The organism is Streptomyces sp. NPDC060002 (assembly GCF_042737245.1).
Classification (GTDB): Bacteria; Actinomycetota; Actinomycetes; order Streptomycetales; family Streptomycetaceae; genus Streptomyces.
This window is the reverse complement of record NZ_JBHWUW010000009.1, coordinates 1-21,876: the sequence shown is the minus strand read 5'-3', so window position 1 is coordinate 21,876 and position 21,876 is coordinate 1. Positions and strand designations below refer to the sequence as shown.

Below are 21,876 nucleotides of genomic sequence, written 5' to 3'. Positions count from 1 at the left end.
CGGCCGTGTCGCACAGCACGGTGCCTCGGAGCAGGGCCGAGGCCGACGAGCCGGGAAAGACCCCGGTGGCGCCCGGCGGCGCCACCGGCCCCCGCCGGAAACGGTCCTCCGGGAAGCTGGGCCTGCGGGTCAGGCTCAGACGGGACCGCGTCCTGCTGCTGATGACGCTTCCGGCCATCGTCCTCATCCTGCTCTTCAACTACGTGCCGATCCTCGGCAACGTGGTCGCCTTCCAGGACTACGACCCCTACGTCAGCGACAACGGGATCGTCGCCATCTTCCACAGCCCCTGGGTGGGGGTGGAGAACTTCCAGCGGCTCTTCGAGGACTCGGCCTTCTGGGAGGCCGTCCAAAACACCCTGGTGCTGTTCTTCCTCCAGCTGGTGCTCTACTTCCCGATCCCGATCACGCTCGCGCTGCTCATCAACAGCGTGGTCAGGCCCCGGATCCGGGCGGTGTCGCAGGCGATCCTCTACCTGCCGCACTTCTTCTCCTGGGTGCTGGTCATCGCCGTGTTCCAGCAGCTGTTCGGCGGCGCGGGGATCCTCTCGCAGCTGCTGCGGCAGCACGGGTACGACGGCATCGACATCATGACCGACCCGGAGACCTTCAAGTTCCTGATCACCGCGCAGAGCGTCTGGAAGGACGCCGGCTGGGGCATCATCGTCTTCCTCGCCGCGCTGGCCTCGGTCAACCCCGACCTGTACGAGGCCGCCGCGATGGACGGCGCGAACCGCTGGCGCCGGATGTGGCACGTGACGCTGCCGGCCCTGCGCCCGGTGATCGCGCTGCTGCTGGTGCTGCGGGTGGGCGACGCGCTGACGGTGGGCTTCGAACAGATCCTGCTGCAGCGCACCGCGGTCGGGCCAGGGGCGTCGGAGGTCCTCGACACCTTCGTGTGGTGGAACGGCGTCCGCAACCAGGACTTCGGCTACGCGGCCGCCGCCGGTCTGATCAAGGGCGTCATCAGCCTCGGTCTGGTGCTCGTCGCGAACAAGGTGGCCCATCTCATGGGCGAGCAGGGGGTGTACCAGAAGTGACCGCCGTGATCGACAAACCCGTGCGCCCGCCCGGCCGCTGGGCCGCGCCGCCGCGGCCCGTGTGGGAGGAGGAGCCCGGCAGGGCCGGCCTCGCGGGCAAGGGCATCGCCCTGTCCTTCGCCTGCCTGGCGATCCTCTTCCCGCTGTGGATCGTCCTCGTCACCAGCCTCTCCTCGCGGAAGACCATCGACGAGGCCGGCGGGCTGGTGATGGTGCCCAAGGGGATCACCTTCATCGCCTACCGGGAACTGCTCAGCGGCGGACAGGTCACCCGCGCGGCGGTCATCAGCGTCCTGATCACCCTCGTCGGCACGCTCTTCTCGATGGGCGTCTCCGTACTGTGCGCCTACGGTCTCTCCCGCTCGGGCTCGCTGGGGCACCGGTGGATCCTGATGGTCCTGCTGGCGACCATGTTCTTCAGCGCCGGCCTGATCCCGACCTACCTGCTGGTGCAGTCCCTGGGCCTGATGGACACCTACCTCGCGCTGATCCTGCCGAGCGCGATCAGCGTGTTCAACATCCTGGTCCTGCGCGGCTTCTTCATGGGGATCTCGCAGGAGCTCGTCGACAGCGCGCGGATCGACGGGGCGGGGGACTTCCGGATCCTCTGGCAGATCGTCATGCCGCTGTCGAGGGCGGTGCTGGCCGTCATCACGCTGTTCTACGCCGTCGGGTACTGGAGCGCCTGGTTCAACGCGTCGCTGTACCTCAACGACCAGGACATGATGCCGTTGCAGAACGTCATGATCCAGCTGGTGCAGAAGCAGGAGGCACCGGTCGGGCTGGGGCAGGCGATCAAGACGGGGCAGTTGTCGGGGCTGGCCGTGCAGATGGCGGTCATGGTGCTGGCTCTGCTGCCGGTGGCGGTGTTGTCGCCGTTCGTCCAGAAGCACTTCAAGAAGGGGATGCTGACGGGGGCGGTCAAGGGCTGACGTCCCCCTTCGGGGCGAGGGGCGGCGGACTGTCGTACTTCGGCCGCGGGCTTGCGGGGCCGGTCGCGCAGGTCCCCGCGCCCCTGGGGCCCCCTCGTCCCCTCCCCGGCTGCGGGCAATCGCGCCTCCGCCGGTGAGCGAAACGCACCCCCGGCCCACCGCGTCCACCTTTCGTCCACGACCCCCTGCGAGGAAACCCGTGCACGTCACCCGTCGTACCGTTCTCGCCGGAACGGCAGCCGCCGTAGGTGTGGCCGCGCTGCCCGCCGGGCAAGGCGTCGCCGGGGCCGCCGAACCCCACGCCCCGGCCTACCGTTGGCGTAACGCCGTGATCGGCGGGACCGGATTCGTCACCGGTGTGCTGTTCCACCCGGCCGTCCGCGGTCTCGCCTACGCCCGTACCGACATCGGCGGCGCCTACCGCTGGGACGACCGCGCGGCCCGCTGGACCCCGCTCACCGACCACCTCGGCTGGGACGACTGGAACCTCCTCGGCGTGGAGGCCCTCGCCGTCGACCCCGCGCACCCGGACCGCCTCTACCTCGCCCTCGGCACCTACGCCCAGTCCTGGGCCGGCAACGGAGCCGTGCTGCGCTCCGAGGACCGCGGCGCGACCTGGACCCGCAGCGACCTCGCCGTCAAGCTCGGCGGCAACGAGGACGGCCGGGGCGCGGGGGAGCGGCTGCTGGTCGATCCGCGGGACAGCGACACCCTGTGGCTGGGGACCCGGCACGACGGGCTCCTCAGGTCCACCGACCGGGGCGCCACCTGGGCGGCGGTCACCGGCTTCCCGCCCACCCCGAGCGCGAGCGGCCAGGGCGTCACCCTCCTCGTCGCCGCGGGCCGCACCCTCTACGCCGGCTGGGGCGACTCCGACGGGACGACCGCCAACCTGTACCGGACCGCCGACGGCGCCAGCTGGGAGGCCGTCCCCGGCAGGCCCACCGGAACCGCCGCCAAGGTGCCCGTCCGCGCCGCCCACGACCGCCACACCCGTGAGCTGTACGTGACGTACGCCGACGCGCCCGGCCCCAACGGCCAGGCGGACGGCAGCGTGCACAAACTGGCGACGGCGAGCGGCAAGTGGACCGACGTCACCCCGGCCCGGCCCGCGGCCGGTGACACCTTCGGCTACGGCGGCGTCGCCGTGGACGCCCGGCGCCCCGGCACCGTCGTCGTCTCCACCAACAACCGCTGGGCGGCGGTCGACACCCTGTACCGCACCACGGACGGCGGCCGCACCTGGACGTCGCTCAAGGACGCGGCGGTCCTCGACGTGTCCGAGACCCCGTTCCTCACCTTCGGCACCGACGCCCCCAAGTTCGGCTGGTGGATCCAGGCCGTCGCCGTCGACCCGTACGACTCGAAGCACGTCGTCTTCGGCACCGGCGCCACGCTCTACGGCACCCGGGACCTGAAGCACTGGGCCCCGCAGATCCGGGGCCTGGAGGAGACCTCCGTGCGGCAGCTGATCTCGCCCCCGACCGGACAGGCGCACCTGATCAGCGGTCTCGGGGACGTCGGGGTGATGTACCACGAGCGACTCACGGCCTCGCCGTCCCGGGGCATGGCGACGAACCCCGTGTTCGGGACGGTGACGGGGCTCGCGCAGGCCGCGGACAGACCGTCGTACGTCGTCCGCACCGGCTGGGGCGACCACGGCAACGGCGCCTGGTCGGCCGACGGCGGCAGATCCTGGGCGCCCTTCGTGGCCCAGCCCGCCCTCGCCGAGGACGCGCCGGGGCCCATCGCCACCAACACCGACGGCAGCGTCCTGCTGTGGACCTTCGTGCACTGGGACGGCACCAGGTACCCCGCCCAGCGCTCCACGGACAACGGAGCGACCTGGTCCGAGGTCTCCTCCTTCCCCAAGGGCGCCACCCCGCTCGCCGACCCGGCCGACCCGGCACGCTTCTACGCGTACGACACCGACACGGGAACCCTGTTCGCCAGCACCGACGCCGGCCTCACCTTCACCGCCCGCGCGAGCGGACTGCCCTCCGGCGACAGCCAGTTCCAGCTGGCCGCGGCCCCGGGGCGCTCCGGCGACCTGTGGCTGAGCACCAAGTGGAACGGCCTGTACCGGTCCACCGACGGCGGCGCGGGCTTCACCAAGCTGACCAGCTGCTGGGCCTCGTACACCCTCGCCTTCGGCAGGGCCGCCGACGGCGCCGCCTACCCGGCGGTCTACCAGGTCGGCTCCACGGAGGCGATCACCGCCGTGTACCGCTCCGACGACGGTGCGCAGACCTGGGTGCGGATCAACGACGACCGGCACCAGTGGGGCTGGACCGGCGCGGCCATCGCCGCCGACCCGCGCATCCACGGCCGGGTGTACATCGCCACCAACGGCCGGGGCATCCAGTACGGGGAGCCCGTCTGATGCCCGCCGTCGACCGGCCGGGCCTCGCCGACGCCACCCGCGGCCGCATCCTCTTCGGCGGCGACCACAACCCCGAGCAGTGGCCCGAGGAGACCTGGCACGAGGATGTCCGGCTCATGCGGGACGCCGGCGTCAACTCGGTCACCCTCGGTGTCTTCTCCTGGTCCAGGCTCGAACCCGAGCCGGGCGCACGCGAGTTCGGCTGGCTCGACACGCTGATGGACCTGATGCACGCGAACGGCATCGGCGTCGTCCTCGCCACCCCCACCTCCGCCCCGCCTCCGTGGCTCGGCCGGCTGCACCCGGACACCCTGCCCCGCGACGAGAACGGCGACATCGAGTGGTGGGGCGGACGTCAGCACTTCTCGCACTCCAGCGCCGCCTACCGCCGGCACGCCGCCGCCATCACCGAGGACCTGGCCGCCCGCTACGGAGGGCACCCCGCCCTCACGATGTGGCACATCAACAACGAGTACTGCACGGCCGATCACGGCGACGAGGCGGCCGCCGCCTTCCGCCGCTGGCTGCGCGGGAAGTACGGCACCCTGGACGCCCTCAACACCGCCTGGGGCACCGACTTCTGGAGCCAGGGCTACGACAGTTGGGACAGCGTCCTGCCCGCCCGCCGCACCCACTACCTGAAGAACCCCGGTCAGGTGCTGGACTTCCGGCGCTTCACCTCCGACATGCTCCTGGAGTGCTACCTCGCCGAGCGGGACATCGTCACCCGGCACACCCCGCACATCCCGGTCACCACCAACTTCATGCCGCTGTTCTTCGGCCAGGACGCCTGGCGCTGGGCCGAGGAGGAGGACGTCGTCTCCGTCGACCTCTACCCCGATCCGCGCGACCCGCTCGGCGCCCAGCACGGGGCACTGGTGCAGGACCTGACCCGCTCCCAGGCGCGCGGCCCCTGGATGCTGATGGAACAGGCGGCGGGACCGGTCAACTGGCGCGGGGTGAACCACCCCAAACCGCGCGGCCTCAACCGGCTCTGGTCCCTCCAGGCCGTGGCCCGCGGCGCGGACGCCGTCTGCTACTTCCAGTGGCGCCAGTCCCGGCAGGGCGCCGAGAAGTTCCACTCCGGGATGGTCAGCCACGCGGGGGAGCGGGGCCGCACCTTCCAGGAGGTCAAGCGGCTGGGCGCCGAACTCGCCCGGATCGGTCCCGAGGTGACGGGCAGTCACGTCAAGGCGGACGTCGCCATCCTGCACGACTGGCACGCCTGGTGGGCCGGCGCCCAGGACGGCCGCCCCTCCACCCACGTCGACCACCCGGCCGTCCTGCACGCCTGGCACCGCGCCCTGTGGGAGAGCCGGCTCACCACCGACTTCGCCCACCCCGGGCACGACCTCACCGGCTACCGGCTGGTCGTCGTCCCCCAGCTGTACGCGATGGCGGACACGGCGATCGACAACCTGCTCGCCTACGTCAGCGGCGGCGGCACCCTCGTGGCCGGCTTCCTGACCGGCGTGGCCGACGAGGACGACCGGGTCCGTCCCGGCGGAATGGACGCCCGCCTGCGCGAGCTGTTCGGCATCCGCACCCTGCACGAGTGGTGGCCGCTGGAGCAGGGGGAGCGCGTCGAGACCGACGGCTTCCGCGGGACCCTGTGGTCGGAGGAGCTGGAAGCCGCACCGCAGGCGGTGGAAGCCGTCTACAAGGGCGGCGAACTCGACGGACTGCCCGCCGTCCTGCGCAACGACCGCGCCTGGTACGTCTCCACCCTCCCCGAGCCCGAGGCCCTCCGCGCGCTGCTCGCCCGTGTCGCCGCCGACGCGGGCGCCCGGCCCGTCCTCGAAGGCCTCCCGCCGGAAGTCGAGGCGGTACGCCGGGGTGAGCTGCTGTTCCTGCTGCACCACGGCCGCGAGCCGGTGACCTTCGAGCTCCCGGGCACCCACCACGACCTGCTGACCGGGACACACTTCACGGGCGAGATCACGCTGGGCCGCTACGGCGTGGTGGTGTTGCGCTCATGACCGACTCCCCGTCCCGGGCGTACCCCGCCCTGCCGAGCACCGACCGCCCCGTGCACGGAACCCACGAGTACCGGCCCGCCGCCCGCTGGGAGGACGCCTTCCTCGGCGGCAACGGCCGGCACGGCACCCTCACGTTCGGCGATCCGTACGACGACCGGGTCATCGTCACCCACCACACCCTGGTCCGCCCCAACGGCGCCGAACGCGCCCGCCCGCCGGAGCTCGCCGCCGAACTCCCGGCCCTCCAGGACAAGTTGCTGGCCGGGGAGTGGGAGGCCGCCGAGAGCTTCACCGACCACCGGCCGCTGCAATGGGTCCAGCCCTTCCACCCGGCCTTCCAGATCCGGCTCAGGGCGCCCTCGGACGAGCCGCGCCGCTACCGCCTGCGGGCCGTCGACTTCACCACCGGCGAGGCCACCGCGACCTGCGCGGGAGGCACCAGCCGGGTCTTCGTCTCCCGCGCCGACGACGTGATCGTCCAGCAGGTCACCGGCCTCGACCTGGACATCTCCCTGGACCACCGGCTGCCGGGCGCGCCCGCCGGCCTCGCCGTCGGCCAGGGGTCCGTCCTCACCCCGGGCGGCGCCCTGCTCACCCTGCGCGCCCGCTACCCCGACAGCGACCGCGCCTACACGGGCGTGACCCTCGTCGTCGTCACCGGCGGCCGCACCCGGCTCACCCACCCCGGCGTACGGGTCACCGGAGCGGAGTCCGTGCTGCTGCTCACCCGCGTCCGCCGGCACACCGGCGAACTGGACGTCACCATGGAACAGCGCGCCCTGGGCGAGCTGCCGCAGCTCTACGACGACCTGCTCGACCGCCACCTCCCCCTCCACCGCACCGCCTACGAGCGCGTCACCCTCGACCTGCACGCCGAGCCGGGCGAGCGCGGACTCCCCGGCTCCGAGCTGCTGGAACGCCCCCGCAGCACCGCGCTGCTCGAGCGCCTCTTCGCGGCCGGGCGCTACCACCTCCTCTCCTCCTCGGGCCTCAACCCGCCCCGCCTGCCCGGCCTGTGGACCGGCGACTGGGACACCGCCTGGGCCGGGGGGTTCACCAACGACGCCAACGTCAACCTCCAGACGGCCTCCGCCGCGGCCGCCGCCCTCCCCGAGGTCAGCGACGCACTCGCCTCCCTGATCCACCGGCAGTTCGACGACTGGCGGGAGAACGCCCGCGCGCTCTTCGGCGCCCGCGGCGCGGTCGCGCCCGCCCACACCGACGGCGAGTCCGGGCTGACGTACCACTTCAGCCGCGAGTACCCGCTCCACCTGTGGACCGCCGGCGCCGACTGGCTGCTCAAACCCCTCGTCGACCACGACGAGACCCGCGGCGGACGCGATCCGCGCACCGTCGCCGCCCTCGCCGAAGTCGCCCTGTTCTACGAGGACTTCCTCACCCGTACCGACCCCGACGACCCCGAGGGGCCGCTCGTCGTCGTCCCCTCCTACTCGCCGGAGAACCGGCCCACGGGCGGCAGCTGGGGCGCGGTGAACGCGGCCATGGACCTCTCGGCGGCCCGGCACGCGCTGCTGACGGCCGCCGACCTCCACCCGGACACCGCCGACGCCGAGCGCTGGCGTGCCCTCGCCGACCGCCTCCCGCCGCACCGGATCAACTCCGACGGCGCCCTGGCCGAGTGGGCCCGCCCCGGCCTCGGCGACACCTACGACCACCGCCACCTGAGCCACCTCTACGGCGTCTGGCCCCTCGACGAGATCAACCCCTACGACACCCCGGGTACGGCCGCCGCCGCCCGTCGCGCCCTCGAACTGCGCGGCGCCGAGAACGACTCCGCGCACGGCCACCTCCACCACGCGCTGATCGCCGCCCGGCTCCGGGACGGCCGGCGGGTCGCCCACGCCCTCGGCGAGGTCCTGGACGGCGACTTCTTCCACGACTCCCTGATGAGCGCCCACTACCCCCGCCGCGACGTCTACAACGCCGACGCCGCGCACGCCCTCCCCGCCGTGCTGATCGAGGCGCTCGTCCAGTCGACCCCCGACCGGCTGGTCCTGCTGCCCGCGCTTCCCCCGGCGCTCCCGTCGGGCGAACTGCGGGGCGTGCGAACCCGGTTCGGCGCCGAACTCGACCTCTCCTGGGGACCCGACGGCACCCGGGCCGTCCTGCGGCCGGGGCGCGGTCACCGCATCGAAGTCCGGACTTCCTCCGGCGACGTCGAGCCGCTCGCCCTCGTCGCCGGAGAAGACCACGTCCTCACCCTGGGGACGTGGTAGCCCCACCGGCTCCCCCCACCCATGGAAGGGACACCATGGCAACACGTATCCGGAGCAGGGTCGTCAAGGCCCTGCTCGCCCCCGCACTCGCACTCGGCGCCACCGTCGGCCTGGCCGCCGCCCCCGCCCAGGCCGCCGTCTGGAACTCCTGCGACCAGTGGGGCAACACCAGCCTGAACGGCTACACCCTCTACAACAACATCTGGGGCTCCGGCGCCGGCAGCCAGTGCGTGTGGGCCAACTCCGGCACCAACTGGGGCGTCTGGGCCAACCACCCGAACACCGGCGGCATCAAGTCGTACCCCAACTCAAAGAAGGTGATCAACAAGACGATCACCTCGCTCGGTTCGCTGTCCAGCAGCTACAACGTCACGGTCCCGTCGTCCGGCGCCTACAACACCTCGTACGACATCTGGGACACCGACTACGACTACGAGATCATGCTCTGGGTGAACTACAACGGCGCCGTCGGGCCGCTCGGCACCTCCCAGGGCAACGTCACCCTCGGCGGGCACACCTGGACCGTCTACAAGGGCAGCAACGGCGCGAACGAGGTGTTCTCGTTCCTGCGCACGTCCGACTCGTCGTCCGGCACCGTCGGCATCCTGCCGATCCTCAAGTGGATCAAGGACACGAAGGGCTGGTTCGGCAACGAGACCATCGGTGACGTGCAGTTCGGATACGAGGTCACCTCGTCCTCGGGCGGGCTGGACTTCGTGACCAACAACCTCACCGTCAGCAGCAGCTGACCTCGGGGCAGGTTCCGCGGACGGCCGGTCCCTCCCCTGATCCGGGACCGGCCGCCCGTGTTCCCCTCCCCGTGCGGCTACTCCGTCACCGGCAGCCGCGCCCCGTCCCGCAGGAACAGCGGGAGACGGTCCAGCGGGGCGTCGACCGTCACGGCCGCGCCGCCCTCGTACGTCTCGCCCGTCCAGGCGTCCGTCCAGGTCGCGCCCGCCGGGAGGTAGGCCGTGCGGGCCGTGGCGCCCGCCGCCAGCACCGGGGCGACGAGCAGGTCCCGGCCGAAGAGGTAGGAGTCGTCCACCGACCAGGTGGCCTGGTCGTCCGGGAACTCCAGGAACAGCGGCCGCATGGGCGGCAGTCCCTCCTCGTGGGCCTCCCGCATGACCGTCAGGACGTACGGCTTGAGCCGCTCGCGCAGCCGCAGGTACTTCTCCAGGACCGCGCCGGCCTCCTCGCCGTACGACCACACCTCGTTCGGGCCGCCGGTCATGTCCGGACCCAGCGGCATGCCCGGGTCGCGGAAGCCGTGCAGCCGCATCAGCGGGGACAGCGCGCCGAACTGGAACCAGCGGACCATCACCTCCTGGTACGCCGGGTCGCTCGGGTCGCCGCCGTGGAAGCCGCCGATGTCGGTGTTCCACCACGGGATGCCCGACAGCGCGGTGTTCAGCCCGGCCGCGATCTGCCGGCGCAGGGTCGCGAAGTCGGTGCCGATGTCGCCGGACCACAGGGCGGCGCCGTAGCGCTGGCTGCCCGCCCACGCCGAGCGGTTGAGGCTGATGATCTCCTCCTCGCCCGCGGCGCGCAGACCCTCGTAGAAGGTGCGGGCGTTCTCGGCCGGGTAGCTGTTGCCGACCTCCAGGCCCGGACCCGCCCAGTAGCGCAGGTTCTCCTGGAAGCCGGGCTTCAGCTCCGGCTCGCAGGCGTCCAGCCAGAAGGCCGTGATGCCGTACGGGGCAAGGTAGTTGTCACGGATCTTCGACCACACGAACTCCCGGGCGCCGGGGTTGGTCGCGTCGTAGAACGCCACCTGGACCGTCGACGCGACGCCCTTGTCCGGCCAGTCGGCGTGGGCCATCGGGCCGTACTGGGTGCCGATGAGGTAGCCGCGCTGCTCCATCACCGGATGGTTCTCGCTCAGCGGCGACACCGACGGCCAGACGCTCACCACCAGCTTGACGCCCAGTTCCTCGAGTTCACGGACCATCGCCGCCGGGTCGGGCCACTCGGCCAGGTCGAACTTCCAGTCGCCGAGGTGGGTCCAGTGGAAGAAGTCGCAGACGATGGCGTCGAGCGGCAGGCCCCGGCGCTTGTACTCCCGTGCCACGCCGAGGAGTTCGTCCTGGGTGCGATAGCGCAGCTTGCACTGCCAGAAGCCCGCCGCCCACTCCGGCAGCATCGGGGTGCGGCCGGTGGCCGCGCTGTAGCGGCGCTGGGTGTCGGCCGGGGTGCCGGCGGTGATCCAGTAGTCGATCTGCCGGGCCGAGTCCGCGACCCAGCGGGTGCCGTTGCCGGCCAGTTCGACCCGGCCGATCGCCGGGTTGTTCCACAGCAGGGTGTAGCCGCGGCTGGAGGTGAGCACCGGGATGCCGACCTCGGCGTTGCGCTGGACCAGGTCCAGGACCAGGCCCTTCTGGTCCAGGCGGCCGTGCTGGTGCTGGCCGAGGCCGTACAGCTTCTCGTCGTCGTACGCGGCGAAGCGCTGCTCCAGGCGGTGGTGGCCGTTGCCGACGGCCGTGTAGAGGCGGGTGCCCGGCCACCAGAAGTGGGCGCGTTCCTCGGCCAGGATCTCGGTGCGGTCGTCGGTCCGCAGGAACCGGATCACGCCCTCGCCGTTCACCTCGACGGTGAGGGCGCCGACGGTCAACCGGCCCTCGGCGTCGGTGATCTTGACGCTGCTCTCGGTGGCCGGCGGCTCGTCGAGGAGCGCGCCCGGCAGTCCTTCGAGGATCGGCCCGCCGAGCCGGGCGCGCACCCGGACGGCGTCCGGACCCCACGGCTCGACCCGCAGGGTCTCCTGGCGGCCGCTCCACTCCAGCGCGCCGCCGTGCTCACGGAAGGTGCCGACCGTGGGCGACGACTGCGCGAGGCTGACCTGAGGCTGGTTTTCGGCAGGCTGGTTCATCGGATACCTCCGAGGAAACCCCGGCTTTCAGGCCGGGGAGGAATCGGACTCCTGCGGAGCAGGGCAGGGAGCTGGGATTGGCCGCCAGGGTGGAGCGCAGTGCTCTGACCCGCAGATTTGAGCGTAACCAGCAATGACACCAGGTTGTGAGCGTGACCACGAAGCATGTGGCGGTGTCTGTCTGGGGAGCTGGTGTAAGACCTCAACGGGAGTCCTCCCGGACGGGGCAGTCGGCGACGAAGCAGAAACCCCCACGGCGCGAGCCGTAGGAACCCCCTCCTTCAGCAGGGGAGGAAGTCAAGTGAGGTGCTCCTTGACGGGAATGGGGATGGCGGTGCCCTGGCAACGGGCGCGACGGCGGAAGAGCCGGGTGGGTACGGAGGAGCCGGGCGGGTCGGGAAGAGCCGGGTGGGGCGGGGGGCGCGGAGGAGCGGGGTGGGTCAGGAGGTGGTGGGCGCCGGTCCCGTGCTCGCCCGGACCGTCAGCTCGGGCGCGATCAGCACGACTTCGTCGCCGCCGCGCCCCTCCAGCTTGGCGACCAGGCGTTCCACGGCGTGCCGGCCCATGTCCTGCGCGGGGATGGCGACCGACGTCAGCCGCACCGAGGCCTGCACGGCGACCTGGTCGGGGCAGATGGCCACCACCGACACGTCCTCCGGCACGGCCCGGCCCTGCTGGCGCAGCAGCGCGAGGAGCGGCTCCACCGCCGACTCGTTCTGCACGACGAACCCGGTGGTGCCCGGACGCTCGTCGAGGACCCGGGCCAGGGTCACGGCCATCGCGTCGTATCCGCCCTCGCACGGGCGGTGCAGCAGCCGCAGACCCAGCTCCTTCGCCCGGTACCGGAGTCCGTCGAGCGTGCGCTCGGCGAAGCCGGTGTGCCGTTCGTAGACGGCCGGCGCCTCGCCGATGACAGCGATGTCACGGTGCCCCAGCATCGCCAGGTGCTCCACGCAGAGCGCGCCGGTCGCCGCGAAGTCCAGATCGACGCAGGTCAGGCCCGAGGTGTCGGCGGGCAGTCCGATCAGCACGGACGGCTGGTCGGTGGAGCGCAGCAGCGGCAGCCGCTCGTCGTCGAGCTCGACGTCCATCAGGATCATCGCGTCGGCGAGCCCGCTGCCGGTGACGCGGCGGACCGCGTCGGGGCCCTCCTCGCCGGTGAGCAGCAGGACGTCGTACCCGTACGTGCGCGCGGTGGTGGCCACCGCGATGGCGATCTCCATCATCACCGGCACGTAGATGTCGGTGCGCAGCGGGATCATCAGCGCGATGATGTTCGACTTGCTGCTCGCCAGCGCGCGGGCGCCCGCGTTCGGGTGGTAGCCGAGCTCCCGGATGCTCTGCTCGACCCGCTGCCGGGTGGTCGTGGAGATGGACCGCTTGCCACTGAGGACATAGCTCACCGTGCTCGCCGAGACTCCGGCGTGCTGGGCGACCTCGGCGAGGGTGACCATCCAGCTCTCCAAGTTTTGTGAAGCGCTTCGACAGTGCGCAGGGCGAACAAGGGCGGGTGAGGGTGGTTCGACAGTAGCTCTAGCGGTGGTGGGTGTCCATAGGTTGTCGAAGCGCTTCGACAGCGAGTTGTGGGGGATTGGTGAAGAAGAGTACGGCAAGCTTTTCCGGCCCCGCGGCCACCACTCGTTCGGCGCAAGCTCCGCGGCGACGGCGAGCGTGTCCCCGGCGACGGAGCCGGCGCCCGGGCCTTGCGGGGAACGGGCCGCCCGGACCGGAGCCGCACGCGGCCGGCAGTGGCCGGACGTGCGCGCGTGGGGTGGCCACCTCGCCCCGGATCGGGTACCAACGATCGGGTAGCACCCATCGGTAACCAATGTGGCCCGAGGTCCCGATTCGCGGCGAGGTGAGCCTCATGTCCGCACCACCCCTCAAGAAACCCACTGTCACCGAGCGTGAGGCGCGCCAGGTCGCCGAGGCGGCTCGGGAGCAGGACTGGCGCAAACCCAGCTTCGGCAAGGAACTGTTCCTCGGCCGCTTCCGGCTGGACCTCATCCATCCCCATCCGCTCCCCACCGACGAGGCCGTCCGGCGCGGCGAGCAGTTCCTGACGAAACTCCGCGCCTTCTGCGAGACGGAGGTGGACGCGGCCCTCATCGAGCGTGAGGCCCGTATCCCCGACGAGGTGATCAACGGGCTCAAGGAGCTCGGCGCCCTCGGCATGAAGATCGACCCCAAGTACGGCGGCCTCGGTCTCACCCAGGTGTACTACAACAAGGCGCTGGCCCTGGTGGGCTCGGCCAGCCCCGCGGTCGGCGTGCTGCTCTCGGCGCACCAGTCGATCGGCGTACCGCAGCCGCTGAAGCTGTTCGGCACCCCGGAACAGAAGCAGCGGTTCCTGCCGCGCTGCGCCCGCACCGACATCAGCGCCTTCCTCCTCACCGAGCCGGACGTCGGCTCCGACCCGGCGCGCCTCGCGACCAGCGCCGTACCCGACGATGGGGGCCCCTCCCGCTCGAGCGATTTCGAGAGTGGGGGAGACTACGTCCTCGACGGGGTGAAGCTGTGGACCACCAACGGGGTGGTCGCCGACCTGCTGGTCGTGATGGCCCGGGTGCCCAAGAGCGAGGGCCACCGGGGCGGAATCACCGCCTTCGTCGTGGAGGCGGACTCGCCCGGCATCACCGTCGAGAACCGCAACGCCTTCATGGGCCTGCGCGGCATCGAGAACGGCGTGACCCGCTTCCACCAGGTGCGGGTCCCGGCAGCGAACCGCATCGGCCCCGAGGGCGTGGGTCTGAAGATCGCCCTGACCACGCTCAACACGGGACGCCTCTCGCTTCCCGCGTCCTGCGTGGCGGCCGGCAAGTGGTCGTTGAAGATCGCCCGCGAATGGTCCGCGGCCCGCGAGCAGTGGGGCAGGCCGATCGCCCACCACGAGGCCGTCGGCGCGAAGATCAGCTTCATCGCGGCGACCACCTTCGCCCTGGAGGCGGTGCTCGACCTCTCCTCCCAGATGGCCGACGAGGACCGCAACGACATCCGGATCGAGGGTGCGCTGGCCAAGCTCATCGCCTCCGAGCTGGGCTGGCGCATGGCCGACGAACTGGTCCAGATCCGCGGCGGCCGAGGCTTCGAGACGGCGGCTTCGCTCGCCGCCCGGGGCGAGAAGGCCGTCCCCGCCGAACAGGTCCTGCGCGACCTGCGGATCAACCGCATCTTCGAGGGCTCGACGGAGATCATGCACCTGCTCATCGCGCGTGAGGCCGTCGACGCCCACCTCTCGGTCGCCGGTGACCTGATCGACCCCGACAAGTCCCTTCAGGACAAGGCGAGAGCGGGCGCGAACGCGGGTGTCTTCTACGCCAAGTGGCTGCCGAAGCTGGTCGCGGGACCGGGCCAGCTACCGTCCTCCTACGCGGAGTTCAAGCACGACGTCGACCTCTCCCCGCATCTGCGGCACGTCGAGCGGCACTCCCGCAAGCTCGCCCGCTCGACCTTCTACGCCATGTCCCGCTGGCAGGGCCGGATGGAGACCAAGCAGGCCTTCCTCGGCCGGATCGTCGACATCGGCGCGGAGCTGTTCGCGATGAGCGCGGCCTGCGTGCGCGCCGAACTGCTGCGCTCGCGCGGCGAGAACGGCCGGGAGGCCTACCAACTCGCCGACGCCTTCTGCCGTCAGTCCCGGATCCGCGTCGACGAGCTCTTCGGCCGGCTGTGGAGCAACACCGACGACGTGGACGGGAAGGTCGTCAAGGGTGTCATGTCCGGCACCTACGAGTGGCTGGAGCAGGGCATCGTCGACCCGTCCGGGGAAGGCCCCTGGATCGCCGACACCACACCGGGGCCCAGCGAGCGGGCGAACGTCCACCGCCGCATCCGCTGAGCGGGCGCCGGGACGTGTGTCCGCCACGGTGCGCGGACTCACGTCCCGGCGGCGCCGGCGCCGCCTCCCGGCGCCCTCCTGGTCAGCACCCGGACCACGTTCGTGGGAACGGTGATCACCCGGCTCCTGGCCCGGGCGGTCACCGCCAGTTCGACCCAGCGCGGCATCGGATCCGGCGGCAGGGTGGCGCCGGCCCGCAGCTCGAGACGCCTGATGAGCTGCGACTCCAGCTGCCACAGCGCGATGTCCAGGCCGCCCTCGGGGACGTCGTACGACAGCGTCCGCGTGAACTCGGACTCCGTGTTCACCGAGATGGTCGACCTGGTGAGCCGGGACCACTGCGCGCTGGCCTGCGCGGCGAGGAACGGGATGTCCAACTTCGCCTCGAGACCGATGGTGGTCGCGAGCTCCCGGGCGGTCTCCTCGCTGACGCCCACGCGGACCGTGCGCTCGTCGGTGAACTGGCTGGGACCGTCGGTGGACACCACCCACAGCAGCCGCCAGCGCTGCGCATGGCCCAGCCGGAAGGTCAGCACCTCCGAGGCCGCGCCCAGCTGCGACGGGGCCAGCGTGCTGAAGCCCGGCTCCTGAGCGAGCAGCCGACGGGTGAACGCCGGGGCGGAGATGCTGCGCGAGACCAGCCAGGCGGACTGGCGGTGCTGGAGCTCACCGAGCGCCGAACCCACCGACTCGCCCAGGAAGGCGGGCGGTTCGCGATGCGTCAGGGCGATGGTGCGCCGGTTCGTGGTCGTGTTCATGGCCGGGGTCCGCTCTGCCCGCCCCGGGCGGGCGGCCCGGCCCACTGGTGCAGTGCGCGTTGGTGGATGTCGGCCGCGCACTGCGCGATGGACTCCACCGCCTCGAGCGCGAAGGCGAGATCGCCGGACCGGTCGCCGGTCAGACTGACCTCGATGGTCTGGCTCCCCGCGACGGTCACCTTCAGCAGACCGTCGGTGGTGTGCGCCGAGGACGGGTACAGCACGTGCAGGGTCACCGGGACCCGGCCGGCCCAGACCACCTGGCCGGTCACCGCGATCCGGTCGGAGCGGACGACATGGCGCAGCCCGCCGTACTTCGCTAGCAGGTCCCGGTCGCGGGCCAGCCGTTCCTGGCCCTGGGGCGAGTCGGTCCAGCCAGGGACCGACAGCGGGACGGACTCGCGCGTCCCCGGACCGTGGACCGCCACGGTCCCGCCCGCCGAGCCCGCCGAGCCCGCCGAGCCCGCCGAGCCCGCCGAGCCCGCCGAGCCCGCCGAGCCCGCCGAGCCCGCCGAGCCCGTCGGGCCCTGCGGCCCCTCGGCCACGATCAGGTTCTCTCCCGCCAGCTCGTAGTAGTGCCGGTCGCCCCGGACGAAGAGGAAGTGCCGGGCCGACGCGAATCCACGGCTGTCCGTGCCCAGGCTGGCGAAGAAGAAGTCGTGGTTGTGCCCCTGGGCGTTCACCGTGTCCCGGTATCCCTCGATGTCCCCGGGACTGAGGTTGCGCAGCTGGTTGGGATGGTGACTGTGCCAGCTGCCCAGATGCTCGATCTCGGGGTACCGCTTCTCCAGCCGCCGGAACTCCTGGGTCTGGAACTCGGTGTCGCCGCGGTGGAAGGTGGGGGTGCGGTCCGCCCGCGGCCCGTCGTCGATGTAGTCCACGACGTGCAGTTCCAGCCGCTCCAGCGCCGCATGGCGCTCGTCCAGGCGTGCGGAACGCTTGGCGCCCCGGATGAACCCGACGTACTTGCCGCCCACCTCCACCTTCGGATGGCTGAGGATCTCCTGCGTGAAACGGTGCGTCACCCGGGGCCGTACGAAGACCCGCAGTGTGGCTGGGCATTTCTTCCGGGCTGTTCCGAACATCTCCACCGTCCTCACTCGCTGCCCGTGCCGGGCTCGGTGGCCGGTCCACAGGTGAGATGGCACCCGGTGAGCGGCCGGAGCAGGATGCGCGTGTTGTCGTACGAGTTGCCGAAGAGGCCTTCCGCCCGGCGGATGCCGACGGTCAGCCAGTTGAAACTCGGCTGGAGCAGATACCGAGAACGGCGGCCGCCCAGCAGGGAGAGCACGTAGTGGGCGTGGTACGAGGCCACGATGGAGATGTCGGCGGCCAGCCCGGAAGCCGCGAAGTCGGTCTCGCCCAGGCCGTAGATCCGCTGCTGTTCCTCGTCGGTGAGTTCCAGCCAGTCGTCGAGGTCCAGGCCCCGGTCCATGCAGAACTTCAGCTTGCAGTCGTGGCAACCGGTCTCGCCCGGGAGATAGGCGTAGACCTCGCCGCCCAGTCCGGTGCGGAACACCATGCCGAAGACACACGGGACGCGGCTGCGCACACACAGCTCGTTGACGTAGTTGCGGGCCACGGCGTCGTCGACCGCGCACACCACCAGGGTCGCCCCGGCGATCGCCCGCTCGGCCTCGGGGGACCTGGTGACGTCGTGCGCGAAGGAGTCGACCCTGCTCGCCGGGTTGCGGTCCACGAGCCATTCCGCGGCGATGTCGGTCTTGAGCCGCCCGAGGTCGCTGCGCCGCGCCGGATGCTTGACCAGGTTCTCCGGCTGGAGCACATCGGGGTCGAACAGCGCCCAGTCACGGATGCCGCACATGGCCAGGCGCTCCATGACCACGGTGCCTCCGCTCCCCAGGCCGACCAGGACGATCCTGGCCCGGCCCAGTTCGGAGGTGTCGAGGAGATAGTCGATGCGGGATGTGTCGAGCACCGCGTCAGCGGTCATAACAGGACCTCCTCAGATGCCCGGTGGCCCCTGTCAGTGGGGCTGCTGCGGGCCCGGCCATACCTGCCGCTCGACCCAGATCTCGTACTTGTTGAGCCAGATCGCCGTCTTCGCGACCACGGCGGTCGCCGAGAAGAAGGAGGACCACTGCCTGCGACGCATCACGCAGATCGTGCCGTCCGCGTACATGTGCGGGTTCTTCACCGGCGTCCAGCCGTGCGGCCAGACCTGCGGAAGGCTGTGCGGATAGCCGTCGGGCAGATCGATCCAGATGTCGTACTGGGTGCCGGCGAACGTCCGCAGCGGGCCCCTGGCGACCGCCCACGTGCCGGCGCGCGGAGTCGTGGAGTCCAGGACGAACCTGGGGAAGTGCAGCGCCAGGATGCGTCTCTCCTCGGCCAGCCGGCCGCCCACCGGATCGGCGCCGATGACCAGGCTGCGGGTGACCTTGATGTCCCTCGCCTCGCCCGGCACGTCAGTACCGGCCCGTCCGGGAGTACTCCCCCTTCTGGTCGGCGATGCCGACGATCGGCTTGTTGATGAACCCGGCGGGTGACTTTCCGGCGGCGTAGATGTTGCCGTCCTCGCCGACCTCCACGAGGTCGTTGTCACCCAGCGAGGACAGCAGTTGCTCCGCCTCTGCGCGGCTCGTCATCAGAACCCCCCGATCGATCCGCAGATCCTGCGCCGAAAGTTAGCGGCACGGATAGGTGAAGTACCAACGAAAAAGACGAAGTGGTCGGTACGGGAAACAGCGCGAAAAACTCCGTACAGCGGACGATATGAAATGCACACCGTCGACCATGTTCGGCCATGCGCGAGGGGGTGTACGCGACCGGTGGACCCTCCCGGGGGACACCCCGGTCCTGCCGCGCAGCCGTTGCGGCAACAATGGGGGGATGAGCGACAGTCCAGCCCCCCTCGCCGACCCGCACCTCGTCTACGACCCGGTCGCGGGCGACGGGCCGAAGGACGTGGTGATCCTCGGCTCCACCGGGTCGATCGGCACCCAGGCCATCGACCTCGTGCTGCGCAACCCGGACCGCTTCCGGGTGACCGGCCTGTCCGCCAACGGCGGCCGGGTCGCCCTCCTCGCCGAGCAGGCCCGCAGGCTGCGGGTGCGGACCGTCGCGGTGGCCCGCGAGGACGTCGTGGCGGCCCTGCGCGAGGCACTCTCCGCCGAGTACGGGACGGGGGAGCCGCTCCCCGAGATCCTGGCCGGCCCGGAGGCCGCCACCCTGCTCGCCGCCTCCGACTGCCACACCGTCCTCAACGGCATCACGGGCTCCATCGGCCTCGCGCCCACCCTCGCCGCCCTGAAGGCGGGCCGCACCCTCGCGCTCGCCAACAAGGAGTCGCTCATCGTCGGCGGCCCGCTGGTCAAGGCGCTCGCCGAGCCCGGCCAGATCATCCCGGTGGACTCCGAGCACGCGGCACTCTTCCAGGCCCTGGCCGCGGGCACCCGCGCGGATGTGCGCAAGCTGGTCGTCACCGCCTCCGGCGGCCCCTTCCGAGGCCGCACGAAGCAGCAGCTGGCGAACGTGACGGTCGAGGAAGCCCTCGCCCACCCCACCTGGTCCATGGGCCCGGTGATCACGATCAACTCCGCGACCCTGGTCAACAAGGGCTTGGAGGTCATCGAGGCGCACCTCCTCTACGACATTCCCTTCGACCGCATTGAGGTCGTCGTGCATCCCCAGTCGTATGTCCACTCGATGGTGGAGTTCACGGACGGATCAACGCTGGCCCAGGCGACGCCCCCCGACATGCGGGGGCCGATCGCCGTCGGTCTGGGCTGGCCCCGGCGCGTCCCCGACGCGGCGCCCGCCTTCGACTGGAGCACGGCGTCGACGTGGGAGTTCTTCCCGCTCGACAACGAGGCCTTCCCCTCGGTGAACCTCGCCCGGCATGTGGGCGAGCTCGCGGGCACGGCCCCGGCGGTGTTCAATGCCGCCAACGAGGAGTGTGTGGAGGCGTTCCGCAAGGGCGCGCTCCCGTTCAACGGGATCATGGAGACCGTCACCCGGGTCGTGCAGGAGCACGGCACGCCGGCGACGGGAACTTCACTCACCGTGTCGGACGTCCTCGAAGCGGAGACCTGGGCACGGGCCCGGTCCCAGGAACTGACGGCTACCGCGGAGGCGCGTGCATGACAGCCCTGATGATGATCCTCGGCATAGTCGTTTTCGCGGTCGGCCTGCTGATCTCGATCGCCTGGCACGAGCTGGGGCACCTGTCCACGGCCAAGCTCTTCGGCATCCGGGTGCCGCAGTACATGGTCGGCTTCGGACCGACGATCTTCTCGCGGAAGAAGGGCGAGACCGAGTACGGCGTCAAGGCGATCCCCTTCGGCGGCTACATCCGCATGATCGGCATGTTCCCGCCGGGCGACGACGGCCGGATCACGGCCCGCTCCACCTCGCCGTGGCGCGGCATGATCGAGGACGCCCGCTCGGCCGCGTACGAGGAGCTCCAGCCGGGCGACGAGACGCGCATGTTCTACACGCGCAAGCCGTGGAAACGGGTCATCGTGATGTTCGCGGGCCCGTTCATGAACCTGGTGCTCGCGGTGGGCCTGTTCCTCACCGTCCTGATGGGCTTCGGCATCCAGCAGCAGACCACCACCGTCAGCTCGGTCTCCCCCTGCGTCATCTCGCAGAGCCAGAACCGCGACGAGTGCAAGGCGACCGACCCGGCCTCCCCGGCCGCGGCCGCCGGCATGAAGCCGGGCGACAAGATCGTCTCCTTCGCCGGTGAGAGGACGAACGACTGGAACACGCTCTCCGACCTGATCCGGGTCAGCGCCGGCAAGGACGTGGCCATCATCGTCGACCGCGGTGGCAAGGAACTGACCCTGCACACGACGATCGCCACCAACCAGGTCGCCAAGAAGGACTCCGACGGGACCTACGTCCAGGGCGAGTACATCAAGGCAGGCTTCCTCGGCTTCAGCGCGGCCACCGGCGTCGTCAGGCAGGACTTCGGCGACTCCGCCTCCTGGATGACCGACCGGGTGGGGGAGGCCGTCGACTCCATCGCCGCCCTCCCCGGCAAGATCCCGGCCCTGTGGAACGCCGCCTTCGACGGCGCCCCCCGCGAGCCCGACTCACCCATGGGCGTGGTCGGCGCGGCCCGCGTCGGCGGTGAGATCTTCACCCTGGACATCCCGGCCTCGCAGCAGCTGGCGATGGCCGTGATGCTGGTCGCGGGCTTCAACCTCTCCCTGTTCCTCTTCAACATGCTCCCGCTGCTCCCGCTGGACGGCGGGCACATCGCGGGCGCCCTGTGGGAGTCGCTGCGCCGCAACCTGGCCAAGGTCCTGCGCAGGCCGGACCCGGGCCCGTTCGACGTGGCGAAGCTGATGCCGGTGGCGTACGTGGTGGCAGGCATCTTCATCTGCTTCACGGTGCTGGTCCTCATCGCGGACGTGGTGAACCCGGTGCGCATCTCGTAGCCACCCTCTCGTCACGCGTGGTTCGCGGCGGCCCGGGACGATTCGTTCCGGGCCGCCTTCCCTGTGTTCCGGGTCGCCTTCCATCGAGTGGGTTTGACGGCGGTGATGTGCCCGCGCCGGGGCCGGTGCCGTAATCTCGAAGCCTGGAACCCGCCTCCGACGGGACCTGGGCCTTGATCCACGACTTGGGGTTGCACAGCAGATGACTGCGATTTCTCTCGGCATGCCGTCCGTTCCGACCAGGGTTGCCGAGCGCCGTAAGAGCCGCCAGATCCAGGTCGGATCCGTGGCGGTCGGCGGAGACGCCCCGGTGTCGGTGCAGTCGATGACGACGACCCGCACGTCCGACATCGGCGCCACCCTCCAGCAGATCGCCGAGCTCACCGCGTCCGGCTGCCAGATCGTCCGGGTGGCCTGTCCCACCCAGGACCA

General features: G+C 71.1%; 17 protein-coding genes. 10 read left to right on the top strand and 7 right to left on the bottom strand.

What is annotated here, in order from left to right; all coding sequences use genetic code 11:
* Nucleotides 1–5 precede the first annotated feature (5 nt).
* The 6 genes from ACFWBD_RS11140 (at nt 6) to ACFWBD_RS11115 (ending at nt 9,320) form a co-directional block, all read left to right on the top strand.
* Complete coding sequence (locus ACFWBD_RS11140) at nt 6–1,040, top strand: ABC transporter permease (protein WP_385665734.1); 1,035 nt, start codon at nt 6–8, stop codon at nt 1,038–1,040.
* Nucleotides 1,037–1,972 (top strand): carbohydrate ABC transporter permease, encoded by a 936-nt coding sequence (locus ACFWBD_RS11135; protein ID WP_385665732.1) that lies wholly within the window; start codon nt 1,037–1,039, stop codon nt 1,970–1,972. The genes ACFWBD_RS11140 and ACFWBD_RS11135 overlap by 4 nt, the downstream gene beginning before the upstream one ends.
* A 199-nt stretch (nt 1,973–2,171) precedes the next feature.
* Nucleotides 2,172–4,355, top strand: coding sequence for a 1,4-beta-glucanase (locus ACFWBD_RS11130; RefSeq protein ID WP_385665731.1), 2,184 nt, complete (start codon nt 2,172–2,174; stop codon nt 4,353–4,355).
* A complete protein-coding gene (locus ACFWBD_RS11125; RefSeq protein ID WP_385665730.1) occupies nt 4,355–6,334 on the top strand; it encodes a beta-galactosidase in 1,980 nt (659 codons plus the stop codon). Before ACFWBD_RS11130 ends, ACFWBD_RS11125 begins: the two co-directional genes overlap by 1 nt.
* Nucleotides 6,331–8,571, top strand: a complete 2,241-nt coding sequence (locus ACFWBD_RS11120; RefSeq protein ID WP_385665728.1) for a glycoside hydrolase N-terminal domain-containing protein — start codon at nt 6,331–6,333, stop codon at nt 8,569–8,571. Before ACFWBD_RS11125 ends, ACFWBD_RS11120 begins: the two co-directional genes overlap by 4 nt.
* 35 nt (nt 8,572–8,606) lie before the next feature.
* On the top strand, nt 8,607–9,320 hold the full coding sequence (locus ACFWBD_RS11115) for a hypothetical protein (RefSeq protein ID WP_385665726.1): 714 nt from the start codon (nt 8,607–8,609) through the stop codon (nt 9,318–9,320).
* 77 nt (nt 9,321–9,397) lie between these two features.
* Here ACFWBD_RS11115 and ACFWBD_RS11110 read toward each other — a convergent pair whose 3' ends face one another.
* A complete protein-coding gene (locus tag ACFWBD_RS11110; protein WP_385665724.1) occupies nt 9,398–11,440 on the bottom strand; it encodes a TIM-barrel domain-containing protein in 2,043 nt (680 codons plus the stop codon).
* Between the two features lie 440 nt (nt 11,441–11,880).
* Nucleotides 11,881–12,894: a LacI family DNA-binding transcriptional regulator gene (locus ACFWBD_RS11105; protein ID WP_385665722.1), complete on the bottom strand. Its 1,014-nt coding sequence runs from the start codon at nt 12,892–12,894 to the stop codon at nt 11,881–11,883.
* 413 nt (nt 12,895–13,307) lie between these two features.
* On the opposite strand from ACFWBD_RS11105, the gene ACFWBD_RS11100 reads away from it, so the two are divergent.
* On the top strand, nt 13,308–15,278 hold the full coding sequence (locus ACFWBD_RS11100; protein WP_385665720.1) for an acyl-CoA dehydrogenase family protein: 1,971 nt from the start codon (nt 13,308–13,310) through the stop codon (nt 15,276–15,278).
* A gap of 38 nt (nt 15,279–15,316) precedes the next feature.
* On the opposite strand, the gene ACFWBD_RS11095 is transcribed toward ACFWBD_RS11100, so the two are convergent.
* Genes ACFWBD_RS11095 through ACFWBD_RS11075 form a run of 5 tightly spaced genes read right to left on the bottom strand, consistent with a single transcriptional unit; the run spans nt 15,317 to nt 18,645 of the window.
* On the bottom strand, nt 15,317–16,036 hold the full coding sequence (locus tag ACFWBD_RS11095; protein WP_385665718.1) for a hypothetical protein: 720 nt from the start codon (nt 16,034–16,036) through the stop codon (nt 15,317–15,319).
* Complete coding sequence (locus ACFWBD_RS11090) at nt 16,033–17,121, bottom strand: hypothetical protein (RefSeq protein WP_385665716.1); 1,089 nt, start codon at nt 17,119–17,121, stop codon at nt 16,033–16,035. The genes ACFWBD_RS11095 and ACFWBD_RS11090 overlap by 4 nt, the downstream gene beginning before the upstream one ends.
* An 11-nt stretch (nt 17,122–17,132) precedes the next feature.
* Nucleotides 17,133–17,990, bottom strand: coding sequence for a ThiF family adenylyltransferase (locus ACFWBD_RS11085; RefSeq protein WP_385665715.1), 858 nt, complete (start codon nt 17,988–17,990; stop codon nt 17,133–17,135).
* Nucleotides 17,991–18,023: 33 nt separating this feature from the next.
* Nucleotides 18,024–18,464: a hypothetical protein gene (locus ACFWBD_RS11080; protein ID WP_385665713.1), complete on the bottom strand. Its 441-nt coding sequence runs from the start codon at nt 18,462–18,464 to the stop codon at nt 18,024–18,026.
* A gap of 1 nt (nt 18,465) precedes the next feature.
* A complete protein-coding gene (locus ACFWBD_RS11075; RefSeq protein ID WP_385665712.1) occupies nt 18,466–18,645 on the bottom strand; it encodes a hypothetical protein in 180 nt (59 codons plus the stop codon).
* Nucleotides 18,646–18,889: 244 nt separating this feature from the next.
* On the opposite strand from ACFWBD_RS11075, the gene dxr reads away from it, so the two are divergent.
* The 3 genes from dxr to ACFWBD_RS11060 form a co-directional block, all read left to right on the top strand.
* A complete protein-coding gene (gene dxr / locus ACFWBD_RS11070) occupies nt 18,890–20,143 on the top strand; it encodes a 1-deoxy-D-xylulose-5-phosphate reductoisomerase (protein WP_385665710.1) in 1,254 nt (417 codons plus the stop codon).
* Nucleotides 20,140–21,444 carry a M50 family metallopeptidase gene (locus ACFWBD_RS11065; protein WP_385665708.1) on the top strand — a complete coding sequence of 435 codons (1,305 nt, stop codon included), beginning with the start codon at nt 20,140–20,142 and terminating at the stop codon, nt 21,442–21,444. Before dxr ends, ACFWBD_RS11065 begins: the two co-directional genes overlap by 4 nt.
* Nucleotides 21,445–21,646: 202 nt before the next feature.
* Nucleotides 21,647–21,876: flavodoxin-dependent (E)-4-hydroxy-3-methylbut-2-enyl-diphosphate synthase (locus ACFWBD_RS11060; RefSeq protein WP_310434220.1), on the top strand; the 230-nt coding region annotated here is incomplete at its 3' end.

Excerpts from the sequence above, each read along its gene's own strand:
- ACFWBD_RS11085 (WP_385665715.1), bottom strand. The coding sequence starts at position 17,990 with ATGACCGCTGACGCGGTGCTCGACACATCCCGCATCGACTATCTCCTC.
- ACFWBD_RS11090 (WP_385665716.1), bottom strand. The coding sequence starts at position 17,121 with ATGTTCGGAACAGCCCGGAAGAAATGCCCAGCCACACTGCGGGTCTTC.
- ACFWBD_RS11075 (WP_385665712.1), bottom strand. The coding sequence starts at position 18,645 with ATGACGAGCCGCGCAGAGGCGGAGCAACTGCTGTCCTCGCTGGGTGAC.
- ACFWBD_RS11065 (WP_385665708.1), top strand. The coding sequence starts at position 20,140 with ATGACAGCCCTGATGATGATCCTCGGCATAGTCGTTTTCGCGGTCGGC.
- ACFWBD_RS11115 (WP_385665726.1), top strand. The coding sequence starts at position 8,607 with ATGGCAACACGTATCCGGAGCAGGGTCGTCAAGGCCCTGCTCGCCCCC.
- ACFWBD_RS11125 (WP_385665730.1), top strand. The coding sequence starts at position 4,355 with ATGCCCGCCGTCGACCGGCCGGGCCTCGCCGACGCCACCCGCGGCCGC.
- dxr (WP_385665710.1), top strand. The coding sequence starts at position 18,890 with ATGAGCGACAGTCCAGCCCCCCTCGCCGACCCGCACCTCGTCTACGAC.
- ACFWBD_RS11110 (WP_385665724.1), bottom strand. The coding sequence starts at position 11,440 with ATGAACCAGCCTGCCGAAAACCAGCCTCAGGTCAGCCTCGCGCAGTCG.
- ACFWBD_RS11100 (WP_385665720.1), top strand. The coding sequence starts at position 13,308 with ATGTCCGCACCACCCCTCAAGAAACCCACTGTCACCGAGCGTGAGGCG.
- ACFWBD_RS11095 (WP_385665718.1), bottom strand. The coding sequence starts at position 16,036 with ATGAACACGACCACGAACCGGCGCACCATCGCCCTGACGCATCGCGAA.
- ACFWBD_RS11105 (WP_385665722.1), bottom strand. The coding sequence starts at position 12,894 with ATGGTCACCCTCGCCGAGGTCGCCCAGCACGCCGGAGTCTCGGCGAGC.
- ACFWBD_RS11120 (WP_385665728.1), top strand. The coding sequence starts at position 6,331 with ATGACCGACTCCCCGTCCCGGGCGTACCCCGCCCTGCCGAGCACCGAC.